Raw genomic sequence first — 16,634 nt, 5'->3', positions numbered from 1 at the left:
TCCCGTGATTTAACCGCGACTATTCCGCGCTGAGCGCCACATCGACGTTGCCGCGCGTGGCGTTGGAGTAGGGGCAGACCTGGTGGGCCCTGGCGATCAGGTCGTCGATGACCGCCTGGTCCAGGCCGTGGTCGGTGATCTTGAGCGCGATATCCAGGTTGAAGCCCTCGCCGCGCGTATTGGGGCCGAAGCCGACCGTCGAATGGACCTTGGTGTCCTTGCCGACGGGGGTGCCCGCCTTGCCGCTGACCAGCCGCAGCGCGCCGAGGTAACAGGCGGCGTATCCGGTCGCGAACAGCTGTTCCGGATTGGTGCCGGGGCCGTCGTCGCCGCCCATGGCCTTGGGCACCGACAGGCTGACGTCGATCTTGCCGTCGTCGGTGTGCGATCGCCCGTCGCGTCCGCCGCCCGAGGCGGTGGCGTGGGCCTTGTAGAGAATGTCCATGAGGGGCTCCTGTGAGGTGGGAGCCAGATATAGTGCGTCCCTCTCCCGTCGGGAGAGGGAGCCTTCAAGCGATACCCGCCTTCTTCAACGTCTTCCAGGCCTTGATAACGCGGACCAGCTTGGCCTCGGCACCGCGGTCGCCCTGGTTGTGGTCGGGGTGACAGCGTTTCAGCAGATCGTGATAGGCGGTCTTGATCGCCTCCTTGGTCGCGCCGGGCTCCAGGTCCAGGTCGGCCAGGGCGCTGCGTTCGATCTTGCCGACGCGGCGATCCTCGGTCGGCGATTGCGGGGCCTGATCCCCCTTGCGTCCGAACAGGCCATAGCTGTCGCGCCAAGACCCCGTGCCGGTCGTGTTGGCCGTGCCCATCTTGGCGGCAAAGGTCGCGGCTTCGCGGGAGTTCTTGGAGGCCTTCATGTCCCAGGTGGGACGCCCCCCCGTCATGGCCTCGTTTTCCTTGGCCGCGCGGATCTGGGCCTCGTTCATGCCGGCGTAGAAATTCCAGCTCTTGTTGTACTCGCCCGCGTGCGACTGACAGAAGTCGTAGAAGTCGTTCAGCCGCTCGCGCGATTTCGGGGCGCGCGCGGTCGCGGCCTTGCGGCACTCGGGCCATTCGCACGGCTTCTCGCCCGGCTTCAGGCGCAGGACGTCGGCTTCCGCCTCGGCCTCTCCGGCCTTGAGCGGTTTGATCCGCATATCCTTGAAACGGGGTTTGTATTCGAATGACGCAGGCATTGGGCAGAGTGTAAGGTCGATTTGGTCATCATCAAGGATGGTTCGATGTCCGAAGGCCCGATCGCGACGATTATCCGCGAAAAACTCACAGCCGCGCTGAAACCGACACGGCTCGAGATCGAGGACGACAGCGCGCGGCACTCCGGGCACCACCACGAGGGCGGCATGGACGCGAAACCGGGCGGCGAATCCCACTTCAACCTGATCGTCGTCTCGGCCGCGTTCGAGGGCATGAGCCGCGTCGCCCGCCAGCGCGCGGTCAACACCGCCGTCGCCGAACAGCTGGCCGGGCCCGTCCACGCCCTGTCGATCCGCGCCATGACACCCGCAGAGGCCGCAACCGGCTGAAGATTCCCGTTCATCCCGTCTTAGACAGTCTGTGCGCAGATGGTCGCGGGACTGTTCAGAAGCCGGAATTTCAATGGTTGGATCCGAGGGTATCGGCAAAGGACTGGCATCCGACAACGATGCCGGCGAGGCCGCATTGGCCCTCATGGCGATTCTGCAGACCCAGTATCTGCGCTATGTGATCATCGCCAGCTGGGCCCTGGGCCTGGTGGCCACCGTCGGCTGGGTTCCGGCCATGGTCTGGTTCATCGGCACCCTGGGGGCCGGCGCGGTGCGCGGCGCCTTTGAAAAGCGGATGGCCGGAAAGGTCGGCGCGGGCTGGGGCATGATCTTCCCGGCGGTCGCCACCATCACCACCTGCGCCTGGGCCGCCGCGCCCCTCATGGCCTGGTTTTCGCCCAGCCCCTTCGGCCAGTCGCTGGCCGTTGCCCTGTTGATTTCCGGCTACGTGCTGGTCTTCGCCCAGCTGCGCAGCTCCCCGCGCCAGGCGATCGTGATCTCGTCGCCCTATGGCCTCGTCGCCCTGGCCATCCTGGTCAGTCTGTGGGGTGGCCCGCTGTTCTGGCCCTTCCTGGGAGTCATTCCCTTCACCGCCGCCGGCATGTTCGTGCTGGTGACCATGACCATGCTGCGCGAGGAGCGGATCCGCGCGTTTCAGGAACACCAGTCGCACCTGATCGCCGAACTTCAGGCCGCCCGCGACAAGGCCGACGCCGCCAACAACGCCAAGTCCAACTTCCTCGGCATCATCTCGCACGAGTTGCGCACGCCCATGAACGGGGTCCTGGGTGCCGCACAGCTGCTGAGCGCCACACGGCTGGAACAAACCCAGCGCGACTATCTGTCGATCATCCGGAACTCGGGCGACAACCTGCTGAGCCTGCTGAACGACATCCTCGACATGACCAAGATCGAGGCCGGCAAGATGACGTTCGAGCTGGCGGACGTGAACCTCAACGATCTGCACGGCCGTGTGACCGGCCCGTTCGTGGCCCAGGCCGAGGCCAAGGGTCTGGAGTTCGTCTCCCACTTTACCGGGGAACAGCCGTCGGTCGTCCGTGGCGACCCCCTCCGGGTCTGTCAGGTGATCCAGAACCTGCTGTCGAACGCCGTGAAGTTCACCGAACGCGGCAAGATCGAGTACGTCATCCATTCGACCCGCGTGAACGACAAGCGGGTGCGGTTCGACTTTTCCGTGACCGATTCGGGATCGGGGATCACCCAGGAGGACCTCGCCCGGCTGTTCCAGCCCTTCACCCAGGTCGACGCCTCGTCCACCCGCCGGTTCGGCGGCACAGGCCTGGGCCTGACCATCGCGCGGCGCATGGCCAATATCATGGGTGGCGACATCGCCGTCACGTCCGAGATCGGTGTCGGCTCGACCTTTACCCTGACCGTAGAGGCCGAGGTGGTCGAATGGTCCGCCGTCGAGGCCGCCGCTCCCATCCATGCCGAGATCGAGAACGGCGGCTCGCTCAGCGTGCTGGTCGTCGAGGATCACCCGGTCAACCGCATGATCCTGGAGGCCTGGCTGGCCTCGGCGGGGCACACCACCGCCTCGGCCGAGAACGGCCAGATCGCCGTCGATGTGGCCCGCGACCAGACCTTCGACCTGATCATCATGGACGTGAACATGCCCGTCATGGACGGTCTCAGCGCGACGCGGCTGATCCGTCAGGACGGCGTCAATGCCGAAACCCCCATCGCGGTCCTGTCCGCCTCGGCCCGGCGCGAGGACCATATGGCGGGTCTGGACGCGGGTGCCGACGCCTATCTCAACAAGCCGATCGACTTCGCGGCCCTGGCCGTCTTGATGAACCGGGTCGGCGGTGGCCGGGTCGCCGTGCGGGCTTTGCAGGAACAAGGCGAAATTTCGGTCGCCGCCTGAACCTGACCTGAGCAGGCCTGTTCAGGTCGGGCTCAAACGAAGGGGACTAAACCTCAGGGCAAGTCGAAGGTTCGACTGACCCAAGGAGAAGTCGCCATGAAGAAATTCATCACCGCCGCCGTCGCCGCTGTCATCGCTACCGGCTCGCTGGGCCTGGCCGCCACTACCGCCAGCGCCCAGTCGCGCGGCTACGAACAGTCCCAGGATCGCCGCGACGACCGACGCGACGACCGGCGCGATGATCGCCGGGATGACCGTCGCGACGACCGCAACGACCGCCGCGAATACCGTCAGGACGCCCGCGAGGATCGTCGCGAGTATCGTCAGGACCAGCGCGCCTACGCCCGCTATCAGCGCGCCGAACGCCGCTACAACGCCGGTCGCTGGCAGCAGCCGCGCGGTCATCGCTACCAGGCCTATGGCTATGGCCAGCGCCTGCCCAGCGCCTACAACGCCTACGTCGTCAACGACTACAACCGTTACGGCCTTCGCGCCCCGCCCCGTGGATACCACTATGTCCGCAACGGCAATGACGTGGTTCTCGCCGCCGTCGCCGGTGGCCTGATCACCGCCGTCATCGCGGGACTGTTTAACTAAGAGGCCTACCGCCCTTCGGGCTACTTGAGACCGATCGGTGTATGATGACACAGCCCCGGAGGGAAACCTCCGGGGCTTGTTTCGTTGTGCTGTGACGCTGACGCCTGGCGTGCATAGTGGGACCCGATGCGCGCCTTTGCCGAACTTCTGGATCGCCTGTCTCTGACGGCCTCGCGCAACGCCAAGCTGGTGCTGTTGCGCGACTATCTGAAGGTCACGCCCGATCCCGACCGGGGCTGGGCCCTGGCTGCCCTGACCGGCGATCTGACCTTCAACGACGCCAAGCCCGCCATGATCCGCCGGGCGGTAGAGGCGCGGGTCGATCCCGTCCTGTTCGGCTGGTCCTACGACTATGTCGGCGATCTGGCCGAGACGGTGGCCCTGATCTGGCCCGGCGACCCCGACCGCCGCCCCAACCGCGAACCCGAACTGGCCGAGGTCATCGACGCCCTGTCCACGGCCAAACGCGGCGAGGTGCAGGGGCTGATCGAGGGCTGGCTGGACGCCCTGGCCCCCAAGGGCCGCTGGGCCCTGCTGAAGCTGCTGACCGGCGCTCTGCGGGTCGGCATGTCGGCCCGTCTGGCCAAGACCGCCACGGCCATGATCCGCCCACCGGCCGTCAGCGAACCGCCCGATCCGGACGGCGGCGAGGCGACCCTGGCCCTCAATCCCGTTGATGTCTCCGAGATCGAGGAGGTGTGGAACGGCCTGGAGCCGCCCTACGCCGACCTGTTCGCCTGGCTGGAGGGCCGGGGCGAGCGCCCCAGCACCACCGCGCCCGGGCGTTTCCGCCCCGTCATGCTGGCCGTCGCCATCGACGAGGCGGTCGATTTTGCCAGGCTGGACCCCGCCGACTACGCCGCCGAATGGAAATGGGACGGCATCCGCGTTCAGGCGGTGCGAGAGGCCGGCGTCGCCAGACTCTATTCCCGCACGGGCGACGAGATATCGGCCGCCTTTCCAGACGTCATGGCCGGACTGACCTTCGAGGGAGCCGTCGATGGCGAATTGCTGGTCTGGCGCAACGGCGTCGTCGCCCCGTTCGGCGACCTGCAACAGCGGCTGAACCGCAAGACCATCGATGCAAAGACGATGGCGGCCTACCCGGCGGCGGTCGTCGCCTATGACCTGCTGGCCGACAACGGCGAGGATCTGCGCGCCCTGCCGCTGCGCGACCGTCGTGTCCGTCTGGAGGCGCTGGTCGCTGCCCACACAGGCGACCGCCTGCATCTGTCGCCGGATGTTCCGTACGCGGACTGGGCCGCGCTCGGACGGCTCCGCGCCGATCCGCCGGTGGGGGCCGCCGCCGAGGGTCTGATGCTCAAACGCTGGGGTTCTGCCTACGTCGCCGGTCGCCCCAAGGGCCCCTGGTTCAAGTGGAAGCGCGACCCCCACACCCTGGACTGCGTCCTGATGTACGCCCAGCGCGGCCACGGCAAACGCTCCAGCTTCTACTCCGACTTCACCTTCGGCTGCTGGACGGACGAGGGCACGCTGTCCCCGGTCGGCAAGGCCTATTTCGGCTTCACCGACGAAGAGCTGAAATCGCTCGACAAATTCGTTCGCGACCACACCCTGGAACGGTTCGGACCGGTCCGCTCCGTCCGCGCCGAACGCGATTTCGGCCTGGTCCTGGAGATCGCCTTCGAGGGCCTGAACCGTTCGTCCCGCCACAAGTCCGGCGTCGCCATGCGATTCCCCCGTATCAGCCGCATCCGCTGGGACAAGCCGGCCCGCGAGGCCAACACGCTGAACGATGTCATGGACATGCTGGATGCCATCGAGGCGGGCGGCGGGCGGCTCGCGACCGTCGAAGTCGCGTAGTTCGTTCGCCCGATCCCGTGTCGAACAAGGAATCCGATGCGCCTCCTATCGGCTGGAGAACACGAAGCTGGAGTTTTCCGGGGCCGCAGATCAGGGTCTTGCCTGAGCGATCAAAGACCGCACAAAAGCCTCGCATTTGGCTGCGGCATCGCGCTTCTGCGCACCGCGATCGCTTGCAACGGCGGGCCTCCTCTGCCAAAACGCGCGACCCAATGAGTTGCGATTTTTAGCGAAGAGACGAAAACGAGACGCGTATCTTTGATAGGGACCGGTAACCCATTGAATTTGCGGGTATAGTATAATGGTAATACAGCAGCCTTCCAAGCTGAATATGTCGGTTCGATTCCGTCTACCCGCTCCAGGTTTTTGATAGCACCCAGCGCCCCTCAACCCGGGCCATCAGGAGTTTGGCCATGGCCAAGGAAAAGTTCGAACGTAACAAGCCGCATTGCAACATCGGCACGATCGGTCACGTTGACCACGGCAAGACGACGCTGACGGCGGCGATCACGATGACGCTGGCCAAGGCCGGTGGCGCCAAGGCCATGGCCTATGCCGACATCGACGCGGCTCCGGAAGAAAAAGCTCGCGGCATCACGATCAACACGGCGCACGTCGAGTATGAGACGGCCAACCGTCACTATGCCCACGTCGACTGCCCCGGCCACGCCGACTATGTGAAGAACATGATCACCGGTGCCGCCCAGATGGACGGCGCGATCCTGGTGGTGTCGGCCGCCGACGGCCCGATGCCCCAGACCCGCGAACACATCCTGCTGGCCCGTCAGGTCGGCGTGCCCGCCCTGGTCGTGTTCATGAACAAGGTCGACCTGGTCGACGACGCCGAGCTGCTGGAACTCGTCGAGATGGAAGTGCGCGAGCTGCTTTCGTCCTACCAGTTCCCGGGCGACGACATTCCGATCACCATGGGCTCGGCCAAGGCCGCGACCGACGGCGTGAACCCGGAAATCGGCGAGAACCAGGTTCTCAAGCTGATGGAAACCGTCGACGCCTACATTCCGCAACCGGAACGCCCGGTCGACCTGCCCTTCCTGATGCCGGTCGAGGACGTGTTCTCGATCTCGGGTCGCGGCACCGTGGTCACGGGTCGTGTCGAGCGCGGCATCGTCAAGGTCGGTGAGGAAGTCGAGATCGTCGGCATCCGCCCCGTCCAGAAGACGACCTGCACCGGCGTGGAAATGTTCCGCAAGCTTCTGGATCAGGGTCAGGCGGGCGACAACGTCGGCGTGCTGCTGCGCGGCACCAAGCGGGAAGACGTCGAGCGCGGTCAGGTCCTGTGCAAGCCGGGCTCGATCACCCCGCACACCAAGTTCCTGGCCGAGGCCTACATCCTGACCAAGGAAGAGGGCGGCCGTCACACGCCGTTCTTCACCAACTATCGCCCGCAGTTCTACTTCCGCACCACGGACGTGACAGGCATCGTTCACCTGAAGGAAGGCGTCGAGATGATCATGCCCGGCGACAACGCCGAGCTGAACGTCGAACTGATCACGCCCATCGCCATGGAAGAGAAGCTCCGCTTCGCCATCCGTGAAGGCGGCCGCACCGTCGGCGCCGGCGTCGTCGCCAAGATCATCGCCTAGTTTTAGGGCGCTAACGCGAGCGACGCGTTCCCGCTTTCGCGGGAATGACGAGGCTCGCTGCTTGAGCGCGGTTTGAGTGTGAATACAGAACGGCCGTCGGGGCAACCCGGCGGCCGTTTTGCTTTGGATGCCGCCGTCTTCCTTCGGGAGGATTAGCGCACGCCGGTCAGGTAATCCGCGAACCTCGCCTCATCCTCGAACCGCGCCACCACGGGCCAGTTCACGACGCGGTCTCGCCACGTCGGCGGCAGTCGGACCCAGTCCTTCTCGGTCGTGACCATGCCCGCTCCCAGCATCCCGGCGCGGTCGGCGAGGAACCGCAGGTCTTCCTCGCGATAGGCGGCGTGGTCGGGGAAGGGGGCGAACTCGACGAGGTCGCAGCCAGCGGCGACCAGGGAGCGTTCGACCTTCCACGGCTTGGCGATACCGGCGAAGCCGAGCCGGGGTCCGGATGGCGGTGGACCGGCGGGCGTCAGGCGGGCGATGAAGATCGGCAGGTCGCCGAACACAGCGGTTAGCTCGGGATCGACCTCGGCCATGTCGGTGGGCAACAGCACGATCACGGCATCGACGCGGGCGAGGCCGGCCTTCAGCGGTTCTCGCATCGGGCCCGAGGGGAAGACGCCGCCGTCGCCGAAGGGCCATTCGTCACCGCGTGTCTCGCCGTCGACGACGATGAGGCTGAGCGACTTCTTCAGGGCCGGGTTCTGATGGGCGTCGTCGAGCACGAGGGTTGTGGCCCCGGCGGCGACCGCGGCACGGGCACCGGCGATGCGGTCACGGGCGATCCAGGCGGGGCTGTCTAGGGCCAGCATCAAGGGCTCGTCGCCGACATCCTCGGCCGTGTGGATGGCGAGATCGACGCGCAGCGGACCGGTTTCTCGACCGCCGTAACCGCGTGACAGGGCATGGGCTTCGACGCCGGCGGCGCGGAGCAGGCGGAGAACCTCGCGGGCGACAGGCGTCTTGCCGGAGCCGCCGACGGTCAGGTTGCCGACCGAGATGACGACTGCCCCCGGATCGACGGGCGCGGCGCGGGCGATGCGGCGGGCGGTCAAGGCGGCCCAGAGCCAGGACGCGGGCTTCAGCAGGGTGCGGGTGACGATGGCGTGGCGGCTGCCCCGAACATACCACCAGCGCGGGGTGTTGAGCTTCACAACCGGCCCCTGGCGATGGGTGGAGCGGGGGGCAGGAGCGGCTGCAGGCTGTCCCACAGCCGGTCGAGGCCGGCACCGGCGTCGACGGCGGCGCGGCGGGCGCGCTCTCCCATGGCCCGGGCGGCGGTGGGATCGTTCAGAAGTGGACCGATGACCTGGGGCAGGTCGGCCGGGGTGGCAACGACGGTCAGGCCGCCGGCTTCGTGCAGGGCCGTCGTCACGCTGGCCCAGTTGGAGGCGTCGGGGCCGGCGACGGCGGGCTTGCCAATGCGGGCAGGCTCCAGCGGGTTGTGACCGCCGACGGGCGGCAGGCCCAGCGCGGGCGCGAAACTGCCGCCCATGATGACCACATCGGCCAGCCGCAGGAACAGGCCCAGTTCGCCCAGGGTGTCGGCGACATAGAGGTCGGTGTCGGGGCCCAGTACGCCGCCCCGCGAACGCAGGGCGAAGCGATAGTCGTCGCGGGTCAGGGCGGTGGCGATCTCGGGCCCCCGCTCCGGATGGCGGGGGACCAGGATCAGACAGATGCGCTGGTCCAGGGCGTCCAGCGCGCGGACGATGGCGATTTCCTCGGCCTCATGGGTGCTGGCGGCGACGACCACGGGACGGTCACCGATGGCGGCGCTGAGGCCGATGAAGGCGGTCGCATCATGGGGCAGGGGGCCGCCCGAGAGCTTCAGATTGACCAGACCGTCGATGCGGGCACCCAGGGTCTGGAGCGTGGCCGCAGAGGCCTCGTCCTGGGGCAGGACGCGGTCGAAGGCGGTCAGCAGGGCGTGGGCCATGCCGGGGAAACGCTTCCAGCCCCGGGCGGTCCTGTCCGTCACCCGGGCGCTGACGAGGGCCAGTTTCACCCCCCGCCGGTGGGCCGTCATGATCAGATTGGGCCACAGCTCGCTCTCGACGAAGATACCGAGCGACGGTCGCCAATGGTCGAGGAAGGCGGCGACCGCGGCGGGGCCGTCGACCGGGGCGAACTGGTGAATGACCCCCTCCGGCAGCCTTTGGGCCAGGATCGTCGCCGAGGTCACAGTGCCGGAGGTGATCAGGATCGTCAGGTCGGGCCGCACTTTTTGCAGGCGGTCGACCAGGGGCAATAGGGACAGGGTCTCGCCGACGCTGACACCGTGCATCCAGACCAGGTCGCCGGAAGGTCGGGCGACGGTGGCCACACCGAGGCGCTCATCGACACGGACCGCGTCCTCCTTGCCCTGCTTCACACGGGCGTCGAGCAGGCGAGGAGCCAGCGGCTCCAGCAACCGGGTCAGCAGGCGATAAGCGGTCAGAGCCGGGCTCATCTCAGACCCGCTTCAGGCCGGTGACGGCGTCGGCGCGAGCCTCCACGCCGGTCAGGCGGTCCGCCCAGGCTGCGGCGACTTCGGACAGATCGGCCCCCGCAGGAAACCGGTCAATGTCCCAGACGATGGCACCCTTGCCGAACGGCAGGGGCAGAACGGCGCGGTCCCAGCTGTTCAGCCGGATCGCGGGATTGCAGCTCAGACCGATGAACAGCACGGGCGCGCCGGACAGCTTGGCCATCAGGGGCAGGCCCTCGGCCATCTGGCGGGCCGGGCCGCGCGGTCCGTCCGGGGTAACGGCCAGGGCGGCGACCTTGAGCTGTTTCAGGCCGTCACGGAGCGCCTGGGTCCCGCCCTTGGCGCGGTCGGCCTTGTCCTTGTTGGCCGAGGACCCGCGCACAGCGGGAATGCCTTGCAGCGCCATGGCCGTGGCGATGAACTGGCCGTCAGGGCTGAGCGACACCAGACCCTTGATGGGCTGGGCGCGGTTCAGCGGCCAGCAGGCCGGGCTGAGCGCGATCCGGGAGTGCCAGTAGGCGCACAGCACTCCGCCGCCCTCGGACCACACCGTTTCGGCGACGGCTTCGTTCTCTTGCGTCCAGCGGATGGTGGCGAAACAGAATTGCATCCAGCCGGCGAGGATGTGGGCCAGCACCGACTGGATGATCGGATTACGGAGAGGTCTCACGGCGCTAGACCACGGCTGCCAGGGGCGGCGTTCCGTCCAGCGACTGTTGCCGCGCCAGACGGCTGTAGAGTCCGCCCTCGGCGATCAGGCTCGTGTGGGTCCCGGTCTCGACGATGCGGCCGGCCTCGATGACATGGATACGGTCGGCGTTCATCACGGTGGACAGGCGGTGGGCGATCATCAGGGTCGCCCGACCCTGCATCAGCCGCTCCAGCGCCGCCTGGACCAGGGCCTCGCTCTCGGTGTCGAGCGCGGAGGTGGCTTCGTCGAGCAGCAGGACCGGGGCGTCCTTGAGGAAGGCGCGGGCGATGGCGACGCGCTGGCGCTGGCCGCCGGACAGGCGCATTCCGGCCTCTCCGACGCGGGTCTGGTATCCCTCGGGCAGGGCGAGGATGAAGTCGTGGGCGGCGGCGGCGCGGGCGGCGGCCTCGATGGCGTCCCGGGTCGCGCCGGGTCGGCCATAGGCGATGTTGGCGGCGATGGTGTCGTCGAACAGGAAGGGCTCCTGGGTCACCAGGGCGATATGGGCGCGCAGGTCGTGCAGTCGGACGTCGCGGATGTCGCGCCCGTTGAGGGTTACGGTGCCCGCCGTCACGTCGTAGAACCTCGGCAGCAGCGACAGAATGGTCGACTTGCCCCCGCCGGACGGGCCGACCAGGGCCACGGTCTCTCCCGGACGGACGGTCAGGGACACTTCCGACAGGGTCGGTGCCGATCCCTGCGCCGGGGCCCCGTAGGCGAAGCTGACGTGGTCCAGCGCGATCGTGACCGGCCCTTCGGTCAGGGGCGCGGCATCGGGGGCCTCCCGGATTTCGGGCTGGATATCGAGCGCCGCGAACAGGCGCCGCGCGGCGGTCAGGCCCTCGGTCATCACGGTCTGCAGGTTCGTCACCTGACGCAGCGACTGACCGGCCGCCATCAGCAGGCCGATGAAGGCGGCGAAGGCCCCGACGCTCATCTCGCCGTCGCGGGCGCGCCAGCCGGCATAGGCCATGACGGCGGCGACGATGATCATGGCCACCAGATTGCTGAACGGGCCGGCGAAGGCGCGACTGTCAGCGGATTTGATGATGTGGCGCTGGCGGCGGGTGACGACTTCGCCGACGGCGGCTTCTTCGTGGACCTCCTGGTTTTCCAGCTTGATCAGGCGGACGCCGTCGAGGTTTTCCATCAGGGCCGTGGAGAGGGCCTCGGTCTCCTTCATCGCGCCGGTGGTGGCCTTCTTGGTGCGCTTCGAGAAACGGCGCAGCACCAGGGTGATCAGGGGCACGCCCAGCAGGACGATGCCGGTCAGCCGCCAGTCGATGAACAGCATCGACGCGATCACGGCAACAAGGGTGAGGCTGTGCTGGGTGTAGTTGACCACGCCGTTGGTGAAGGCCTCGCGCACCAGGTTCGCATCGAAAAGAACCGAGGAGACGAATGAACCGGAATGCTGGCTGCGCAGCCGGGCGAGGTCGGCGCGGATCATAGCGCCGAACAGCCGGACCTGAATGTCGCCGACGATGCCATGACCCAGTCGGTTGACCAGCGCAGCCTGACCCAGGCTGGCCAAGGTCCAGACGAAGGCGACCGCGACGATGGCCGAGGGAATCACGATCAGGGCCTGACCCGGCGCGATGTCGATCAGGCCCCAGAGCTTCATCGGCGCGTTCTGTTGCAGGAACAGTCCGTTGATCGCGGGCTCCAGCAGCTTCAGCGTCAGGGCCGACAGGCCACCGGCCGCCGCCGCGCACAGCATTGAGGTGAACAGCGCCCCCTTGTGATGCGAGAGATAGTCACGCCAGATCCGCGCCAGCAGCGGGCGCAGGCCTTCGTCCTGTTCGGCGGGGGTGGGCGGCGTCATGGGAGGGAGGTCGGACGGCTCGGCCTTCAAGTCAACCCGCAGGTCTGATGACGCCGGGAGCATGGGCCTGTATGTGGCGGCAATGCCGAAGTTTGACCTCTCCACGCCCGGCGGCCGGTTTCATGCCGGCTGGGACTATTTCTGGAGCGACCACGCCTTTCTGAGGCTAGCGTTTTCCAATGCGCACTGGCTGGGACCGGACCTGGTGCGGACCAACCAGCCGTCGCCCCGGCAACTGGCGGGATGGGCGCGGCGGGGCGTGAGGACCGTCATCAATCTGAGGGGCGTGCGGGACGAGAGCTATTATGCGCTGGAGAAGGCGGCGTGCGATCGGTTGGGCTTGACGCTGATCGATGCGCCGCTGGACTCGCGTGACGTGCCGACGCCGGATCGGGTGCATCGGGCGAAGCGGCTGTTCGAGACGATCGAGTATCCGGTGCTGATCCACTGCAAGTCGGGGGCGGATCGGGCGGGGTTGATGGCCGTCTTCTACCGGCATTTCCACCTGGGCGAGCCGATCTCGGTGGCGATGGGGCAGCTGTCGAAGCGGTATCTGCACAGCCGGGAGGGGCTGACCGGGGTGCTGGATTTCTTTCTGGAGAAATATGTCCGGGAGATCGAACCGACGGGGGTCGGCTTCCTCGAATGGATCGACAGCCCAACCTATGATCCCAAGGCGATCCGCGCCGAGTTCAAGGCCGGGTGGTGGGGAACGCTGCTGACCGATCGCCTGCTGCGGAGGGAATGACCGGCCACCGATCCGTTAGCCCCATGGACCGCGCGGCGGGCCGTCGGCGGGCGGCGGGGCCTCGCCGCGTTCCCTGGCCAGTTCGGCGTCGCGGCGGGCCTTGCGCTCGGCCTCCCATTGTTTGAACCAGCGCGCGTAGCCCATCTCGCCCTTCAGCGACATGGTCCAGAGCACCAGGGCCAGAAGCATTCCGACCAGGGCCGCAGTCGCGGGGCCGTCCAGGGTTGTGCCGAAAAGGGTCATGGGCGGGCGTCTCCATCGAATGAGGGCGCGTGGGCGAAGGGGTCGGTGGGCTCTGCTGACCGCGCCGGGTTCGGAGTCAGGGTAGGGGTGTACTGTGTCGGCGCAAAGACCGGCTCGGGCGAGGGTGCGACGGCATCCGGGACCGGCGGCGCAGGCTTTCTGGCCGGGCGACGCGGCGCGGCGGGGGCGTGTGGATAGCCGATCGTGTGCCAGGCCACGATGCCGGCCCCGAGCCCCAGCAGCAGCACAATCACCAGAAATGGGGCCATAGACCGCTCCTTTGCGCGCCCCGAACCTTCATGAAGCGTGCCAGCCCCGAAAGGGTTCGCCGACCGGCTTCTTGCGTCGCCTCAGTGGGCGTGGTCGTCGCCGCGCGGGTCGATCATCTTGTGGGCGTGCAGGATGAAAAAGCGCATCAGGGCGTTGTCCACGGTCGCCTGGGCGCGGGCCTTCCAGGCCTGGCGGGCCTCGGCGTAGGAGCCGTAGGCGCCGACGAACTCGACCTTGGTCAGGTCGCGGAAGACGGGGGCGTCGAGGTGACGGAGCTCGCCGCCGATCACGAGGTGGAGCAGTTGCGGGTTTTCGACGTCGGGGGTCTGGGGCATGGGAATCCTGTGAGGGCGGGGAGGCCTTAGGCTGTCAGCGGGATAGGCCTTGTCCGCTCCAGGATCAACGGGTGCAGGGCCGGGGCGGAGCAGACGAGGCTGGCCTGGCGGGGGTCCGGGCGGTTGAAGGTCCAGCCGTTGCCCTGGTGGTCGGTGACCCGGGCCCCGGCCTCATGCGCGATCAGGTCGCCGGCGGCGATGTCCCAGTCCCATTTGGGCGAGATGGCGATGGCGGCGTCGAAGGCCCCGGCCGCGACCAGGGCCATCCGATAGGCGATGGCGTTGCGCTTCTCCAGCCGCATGGGCGGCCAGGGCTCGGCCCAGCGCGGGCTCTGCATCAACATGGCGTCGGCAAGCATGGAGGCGTCCTCGAGCGCATCGGTGTCCGAGGCCGAGATGGGCTGGCCGTTCAGGCGCGCGCCACCGCCCAGGGTCGCCTCGAAGGTCTCGTTCAGTTGAGGGGCGTGGATGACGGCGGCGACGGGTCGGCCGTTCTCGATGACGGCGATGGGCACGCACCACCACGGCTTGTTCTTCATGAAGGCCACGGTGCCGTCGATCGGATCGACGATGAAGATGCGTTCGCACGACAGGCGGGCGGGGTCGTCGACGGTTTCTTCCGAGAGCCAGCCGTAGTCGGGGCGGGCCGAGAGCAGCCGGGTTTTCAGCAGTTCGTCCACGGCGATGTCGGCCGAGGTGACGGGGGAGCCGCCATCCTTGGACCAGGTCTTCACGCCCCGCTCGCGCTCGGACAGGGCCAGGGCCCCGGCAGCCAGGGCCGCGCTGCGGATCAGATCGAGGTCGGCTTCGTAGGACGTCATTTGCCGGCGATGGCGACGGCGTCGAACAGCAGGGAGGGGCTGTTGAACGATCCCCGGAACTCCAGGTCCGACCCCGCCACCATCCGCGCCCACAGGGCCTTGAGGTTACCGGCGACGGTGACCTCGCTGACCGGATAGGCCAGTTCGCCGTCCTCAAACCAGAAGCCGGACACCCCCGCCGACCAGTCGCCGGTATTGGCGTTCAGCGAGGGGCCGAACATGGAGGTGACCATCAGGCCGGTGCCTGCGTCGGCGCGCAGCCCCGCCGCATCGCGGTCGCCGGGCGTCAGGTGCAGGTTGTGGGTCGAGACGCCGGGAGGACCGGCCAGACCGCGCGAGGCGTGGCCGGTCGAGGCCTGCCCCAGTTGGCGGGCCGAGGCGGAGTTGTGCAGCCAGGTGGTCAGGACGCCGGCATCGACCAGGCGGCGCTCGACCACCTCGACGCCCTCGTCATCGAAGGGGGCGGAGCCGAGGCCGCGCATCCGGAACGGGTCATCGATCAGGCTGAGATGGGTCGGCAGGACCGCCTGGCCCATGTCGTCCTTCAGGAAGGAGGTGCCGCGCGCGATCGAGGGGCCGGAGATGGCGCCGAGCAGGGGCGACAGGATCTGGGTGGCGACGCGGTTCTCGAAGATGACGGGGGCGGTGGTCGAGGCGATCTTGCGCGGGCCGACGCGGGCGACGGCGCGACGGCCGGCCTCTTCGCCGATCGCCGCGGCGTCGGGCAGGTCGGACAGGTGGCGGGTGGTGCGGCTCTCGCCGCCGCGCTCCATGGCCCCGTCCTTCTCGGCGATGACGCCGACGCCGAGCGAGAAGGCCGAGCCGGAGTAGCAGCCTTCGAAGCCGTGGGAGGTCACCAGCCGCCATTCGGTGGACGAGGTCGAGGCGTGGCCGCCCTCGGAGCGGACGACGCCGGGGATGGCCAGCGCTGCGGCCTCGGCCTGGATCGACACGGCTTCCAGCTCGGCGGCGCTGCGTTCGGATGTGTCCATCAGGTCGAGGTCGCGGAAGGGGCCCCGGTGAAGGCGATCCTCGGGCGCAAAGCCGGCGTAGGGGTCCTCCGGGGCCAGCCGGGCCATGGCCACGACCCGTTCGATCAGGCGGGTGCGGGTCGCCTCGGACAGGTCGGAGGCGGAGACAGAGGCCTGACGCTTGCCGACGAAGACGCGCAGGCCCAGGTCGCGAGACTCTTCGCGCTCGACGTCTTCGAGGGTGCCATTGCGGACGCCGACGGACAGGGCGGCGCGTTCGGCGGTGACGGCCTCGGCGGCGTCGGCTCCGGCCTTCAGGGCGGCGGCGACCAGATCATGGAGGAGGGCGGCGGAGGCTTTGACAGTCATGCCCCGATATGGCGGGGGCGGGACGCGGGTGCAACCGGGTTGGAGGCGGAGGGGGCCAAAGATATATCGTTGGTGTCAAGGTGGGCAGGGTGGTGAGTCCCGATAGTCCCGAGGGGTCGAAAGCTGGAGGGTGTGGCCCGTGGTGGGTCGGTGGGATCGACCGCCTGGACCGGTGGTGGAGGGGTGATGATGTCAAAGACCGTGTTCGTGCAGTTTACCACCGGCTCGATCGGTGATGGCCGAGCGGGCGATTATTTTTGAGAAGGCAGCAAAAACAGGGGCCTGACCGCACGGAATATGATGGGCACGGCTGGTGGTTTGCCGCCATGGCGGCTTGAACCGTTAATCGATCAGTTCCCGATGATTTCGGTTACGCCAAACGGCGAGAGAGCGGCGCGAACGACGACGACCGTTATGCAGAATGGTGCAAATTCCTGCTGTTACCGCCG

Annotated in this window: 17 protein-coding genes and 1 tRNA gene; 7 read left to right on the top strand and 11 right to left on the bottom strand. The window is 67.7% G+C overall.

Features of this window, described 5'->3' with window-relative positions; genetic code table 11:
* Window positions 1-19: 19 nt before the first annotated feature.
* Together O5K39_RS16675 and O5K39_RS16670 are read right to left on the bottom strand one after the other, a co-directional pair.
* A complete protein-coding gene (locus tag O5K39_RS16675; protein WP_271144723.1) occupies window positions 20-445 on the bottom strand; it encodes an organic hydroperoxide resistance protein in 426 nt (141 codons plus the stop codon).
* A gap of 64 nt (window positions 446-509) precedes the next feature.
* The gene (locus O5K39_RS16670; RefSeq protein ID WP_271144722.1) at window positions 510-1,178 is read right to left on the bottom strand and encodes a J domain-containing protein; all 669 of its coding nucleotides are present in this window, start codon (window positions 1,176-1,178) and stop codon (window positions 510-512) included.
* 45 nt (window positions 1,179-1,223) lie between these two features.
* Here O5K39_RS16670 and O5K39_RS16665 point away from each other — a divergent pair, with 45 nt between their 5' ends.
* The 6 genes from O5K39_RS16665 (at window position 1,224) to tuf (ending at window position 7,439) form a co-directional block, all read left to right on the top strand.
* A complete protein-coding gene (locus O5K39_RS16665) occupies window positions 1,224-1,526 on the top strand; it encodes a BolA family protein (RefSeq protein ID WP_271144721.1) in 303 nt (100 codons plus the stop codon).
* A gap of 73 nt (window positions 1,527-1,599) precedes the next feature.
* Window positions 1,600-3,414, top strand: a complete 1,815-nt coding sequence (locus O5K39_RS16660; protein ID WP_271144720.1) for an ATP-binding protein — start codon at window positions 1,600-1,602, stop codon at window positions 3,412-3,414.
* A 96-nt stretch (window positions 3,415-3,510) separates the two neighbouring features.
* On the top strand, window positions 3,511-4,011 hold the full coding sequence (locus O5K39_RS16655; protein WP_271144719.1) for an RcnB family protein: 501 nt from the start codon (window positions 3,511-3,513) through the stop codon (window positions 4,009-4,011).
* A gap of 126 nt (window positions 4,012-4,137) precedes the next feature.
* Window positions 4,138-5,835, top strand: a complete 1,698-nt coding sequence (locus tag O5K39_RS16650; protein ID WP_271144718.1) for a cisplatin damage response ATP-dependent DNA ligase — start codon at window positions 4,138-4,140, stop codon at window positions 5,833-5,835.
* A 287-nt stretch (window positions 5,836-6,122) separates the two neighbouring features.
* Window positions 6,123-6,196 (top strand) — tRNA-Gly (locus tag O5K39_RS16645).
* A 52-nt stretch (window positions 6,197-6,248) separates the two neighbouring features.
* On the top strand, window positions 6,249-7,439 hold the full coding sequence (gene tuf / locus O5K39_RS16640) for an elongation factor Tu (RefSeq protein ID WP_271144717.1): 1,191 nt from the start codon (window positions 6,249-6,251) through the stop codon (window positions 7,437-7,439).
* 152 nt (window positions 7,440-7,591) lie between these two features.
* On the opposite strand, the gene lpxK is transcribed toward tuf, so the two are convergent.
* The 4 genes from lpxK to O5K39_RS16620 are packed head-to-tail and all read right to left on the bottom strand — an operon-like array spanning window position 7,592 to window position 12,428.
* Window positions 7,592-8,596, bottom strand: a complete 1,005-nt coding sequence (gene lpxK / locus O5K39_RS16635; protein WP_271144716.1) for a tetraacyldisaccharide 4'-kinase — start codon at window positions 8,594-8,596, stop codon at window positions 7,592-7,594.
* Complete coding sequence (locus O5K39_RS16630; RefSeq protein WP_271144715.1) at window positions 8,593-9,894, bottom strand: 3-deoxy-D-manno-octulosonic acid transferase; 1,302 nt, start codon at window positions 9,892-9,894, stop codon at window positions 8,593-8,595. Before O5K39_RS16630 ends, lpxK begins: the two co-directional genes overlap by 4 nt.
* A 1-nt stretch (window position 9,895) precedes the next feature.
* Window positions 9,896-10,582 (bottom strand): lysophospholipid acyltransferase family protein, encoded by a 687-nt coding sequence (locus O5K39_RS16625; RefSeq protein ID WP_271144714.1) that lies wholly within the window; start codon window positions 10,580-10,582, stop codon window positions 9,896-9,898.
* 4 nt (window positions 10,583-10,586) lie between these two features.
* Entirely contained in the window at window positions 10,587-12,428 is a 1,842-nt protein-coding gene (locus O5K39_RS16620; RefSeq protein WP_271144713.1) for an ABC transporter ATP-binding protein, read from the bottom strand.
* A gap of 82 nt (window positions 12,429-12,510) precedes the next feature.
* Between O5K39_RS16620 and O5K39_RS16615 the strand changes: the two genes are divergently transcribed.
* Complete coding sequence (locus tag O5K39_RS16615; protein ID WP_271144712.1) at window positions 12,511-13,176, top strand: sulfur transferase domain-containing protein; 666 nt, start codon at window positions 12,511-12,513, stop codon at window positions 13,174-13,176.
* Window positions 13,177-13,191: 15 nt separating this feature from the next.
* Here the strand turns inward: O5K39_RS16615 and O5K39_RS16610 are convergent, their stop codons facing one another.
* The 5 genes from O5K39_RS16610 to O5K39_RS16590 form a co-directional block, all read right to left on the bottom strand.
* Window positions 13,192-13,419 carry a hypothetical protein gene (locus O5K39_RS16610; RefSeq protein WP_271144711.1) on the bottom strand — a complete coding sequence of 76 codons (228 nt, stop codon included), beginning with the start codon at window positions 13,417-13,419 and terminating at the stop codon, window positions 13,192-13,194.
* Window positions 13,416-13,688, bottom strand: coding sequence for a hypothetical protein (locus O5K39_RS16605; RefSeq protein ID WP_271144710.1), 273 nt, complete (start codon window positions 13,686-13,688; stop codon window positions 13,416-13,418). Before O5K39_RS16605 ends, O5K39_RS16610 begins: the two co-directional genes overlap by 4 nt.
* 81 nt (window positions 13,689-13,769) lie before the next feature.
* Entirely contained in the window at window positions 13,770-14,024 is a 255-nt protein-coding gene (locus tag O5K39_RS16600) for a DUF4170 domain-containing protein (RefSeq protein ID WP_271144709.1), read from the bottom strand.
* 26 nt (window positions 14,025-14,050) lie between these two features.
* Window positions 14,051-14,845, bottom strand: a complete 795-nt coding sequence (locus O5K39_RS16595; RefSeq protein ID WP_271144708.1) for a 3'(2'),5'-bisphosphate nucleotidase CysQ — start codon at window positions 14,843-14,845, stop codon at window positions 14,051-14,053.
* Window positions 14,842-16,185 (bottom strand): metallopeptidase TldD-related protein, encoded by a 1,344-nt coding sequence (locus O5K39_RS16590; protein WP_271144707.1) that lies wholly within the window; start codon window positions 16,183-16,185, stop codon window positions 14,842-14,844. Before O5K39_RS16590 ends, O5K39_RS16595 begins: the two co-directional genes overlap by 4 nt.
* Window positions 16,186-16,634 lie beyond the last annotated feature (449 nt).

It is taken from the genome of Brevundimonas sp. NIBR10 (assembly GCF_027912515.1).
Taxonomy (GTDB): Bacteria; Pseudomonadota; Alphaproteobacteria; order Caulobacterales; family Caulobacteraceae; genus Brevundimonas.
Note: the sequence above shows the minus strand (reverse complement) of the source record. Positions and strands in the feature narration are given on the sequence as shown.

What these genes read in the sequence shown, in the direction of transcription:
- O5K39_RS16675 (WP_271144723.1), bottom strand. Translation starts at nt 445, where the DNA reads ATGGACATTCTCTACAAGGCCCACGCCACCGCCTCGGGCGGCGGACGC.
- O5K39_RS16600 (WP_271144709.1), bottom strand. Translation starts at nt 14,024, where the DNA reads ATGCCCCAGACCCCCGACGTCGAAAACCCGCAACTGCTCCACCTCGTG.
- O5K39_RS16590 (WP_271144707.1), bottom strand. Translation starts at nt 16,185, where the DNA reads ATGACTGTCAAAGCCTCCGCCGCCCTCCTCCATGATCTGGTCGCCGCC.
- O5K39_RS16595 (WP_271144708.1), bottom strand. Translation starts at nt 14,845, where the DNA reads ATGACGTCCTACGAAGCCGACCTCGATCTGATCCGCAGCGCGGCCCTG.
- O5K39_RS16630 (WP_271144715.1), bottom strand. Translation starts at nt 9,894, where the DNA reads ATGAGCCCGGCTCTGACCGCTTATCGCCTGCTGACCCGGTTGCTGGAG.
- O5K39_RS16615 (WP_271144712.1), top strand. Translation starts at nt 12,511, where the DNA reads ATGCCGAAGTTTGACCTCTCCACGCCCGGCGGCCGGTTTCATGCCGGC.
- O5K39_RS16655 (WP_271144719.1), top strand. Translation starts at nt 3,511, where the DNA reads ATGAAGAAATTCATCACCGCCGCCGTCGCCGCTGTCATCGCTACCGGC.
- O5K39_RS16665 (WP_271144721.1), top strand. Translation starts at nt 1,224, where the DNA reads ATGTCCGAAGGCCCGATCGCGACGATTATCCGCGAAAAACTCACAGCC.
- O5K39_RS16660 (WP_271144720.1), top strand. Translation starts at nt 1,600, where the DNA reads ATGGTTGGATCCGAGGGTATCGGCAAAGGACTGGCATCCGACAACGAT.
- O5K39_RS16620 (WP_271144713.1), bottom strand. Translation starts at nt 12,428, where the DNA reads ATGACGCCGCCCACCCCCGCCGAACAGGACGAAGGCCTGCGCCCGCTG.
- O5K39_RS16605 (WP_271144710.1), bottom strand. Translation starts at nt 13,688, where the DNA reads ATGGCCCCATTTCTGGTGATTGTGCTGCTGCTGGGGCTCGGGGCCGGC.
- tuf (WP_271144717.1), top strand. Translation starts at nt 6,249, where the DNA reads ATGGCCAAGGAAAAGTTCGAACGTAACAAGCCGCATTGCAACATCGGC.
- O5K39_RS16610 (WP_271144711.1), bottom strand. Translation starts at nt 13,419, where the DNA reads ATGACCCTTTTCGGCACAACCCTGGACGGCCCCGCGACTGCGGCCCTG.
- O5K39_RS16650 (WP_271144718.1), top strand. Translation starts at nt 4,138, where the DNA reads ATGCGCGCCTTTGCCGAACTTCTGGATCGCCTGTCTCTGACGGCCTCG.
- O5K39_RS16670 (WP_271144722.1), bottom strand. Translation starts at nt 1,178, where the DNA reads ATGCCTGCGTCATTCGAATACAAACCCCGTTTCAAGGATATGCGGATC.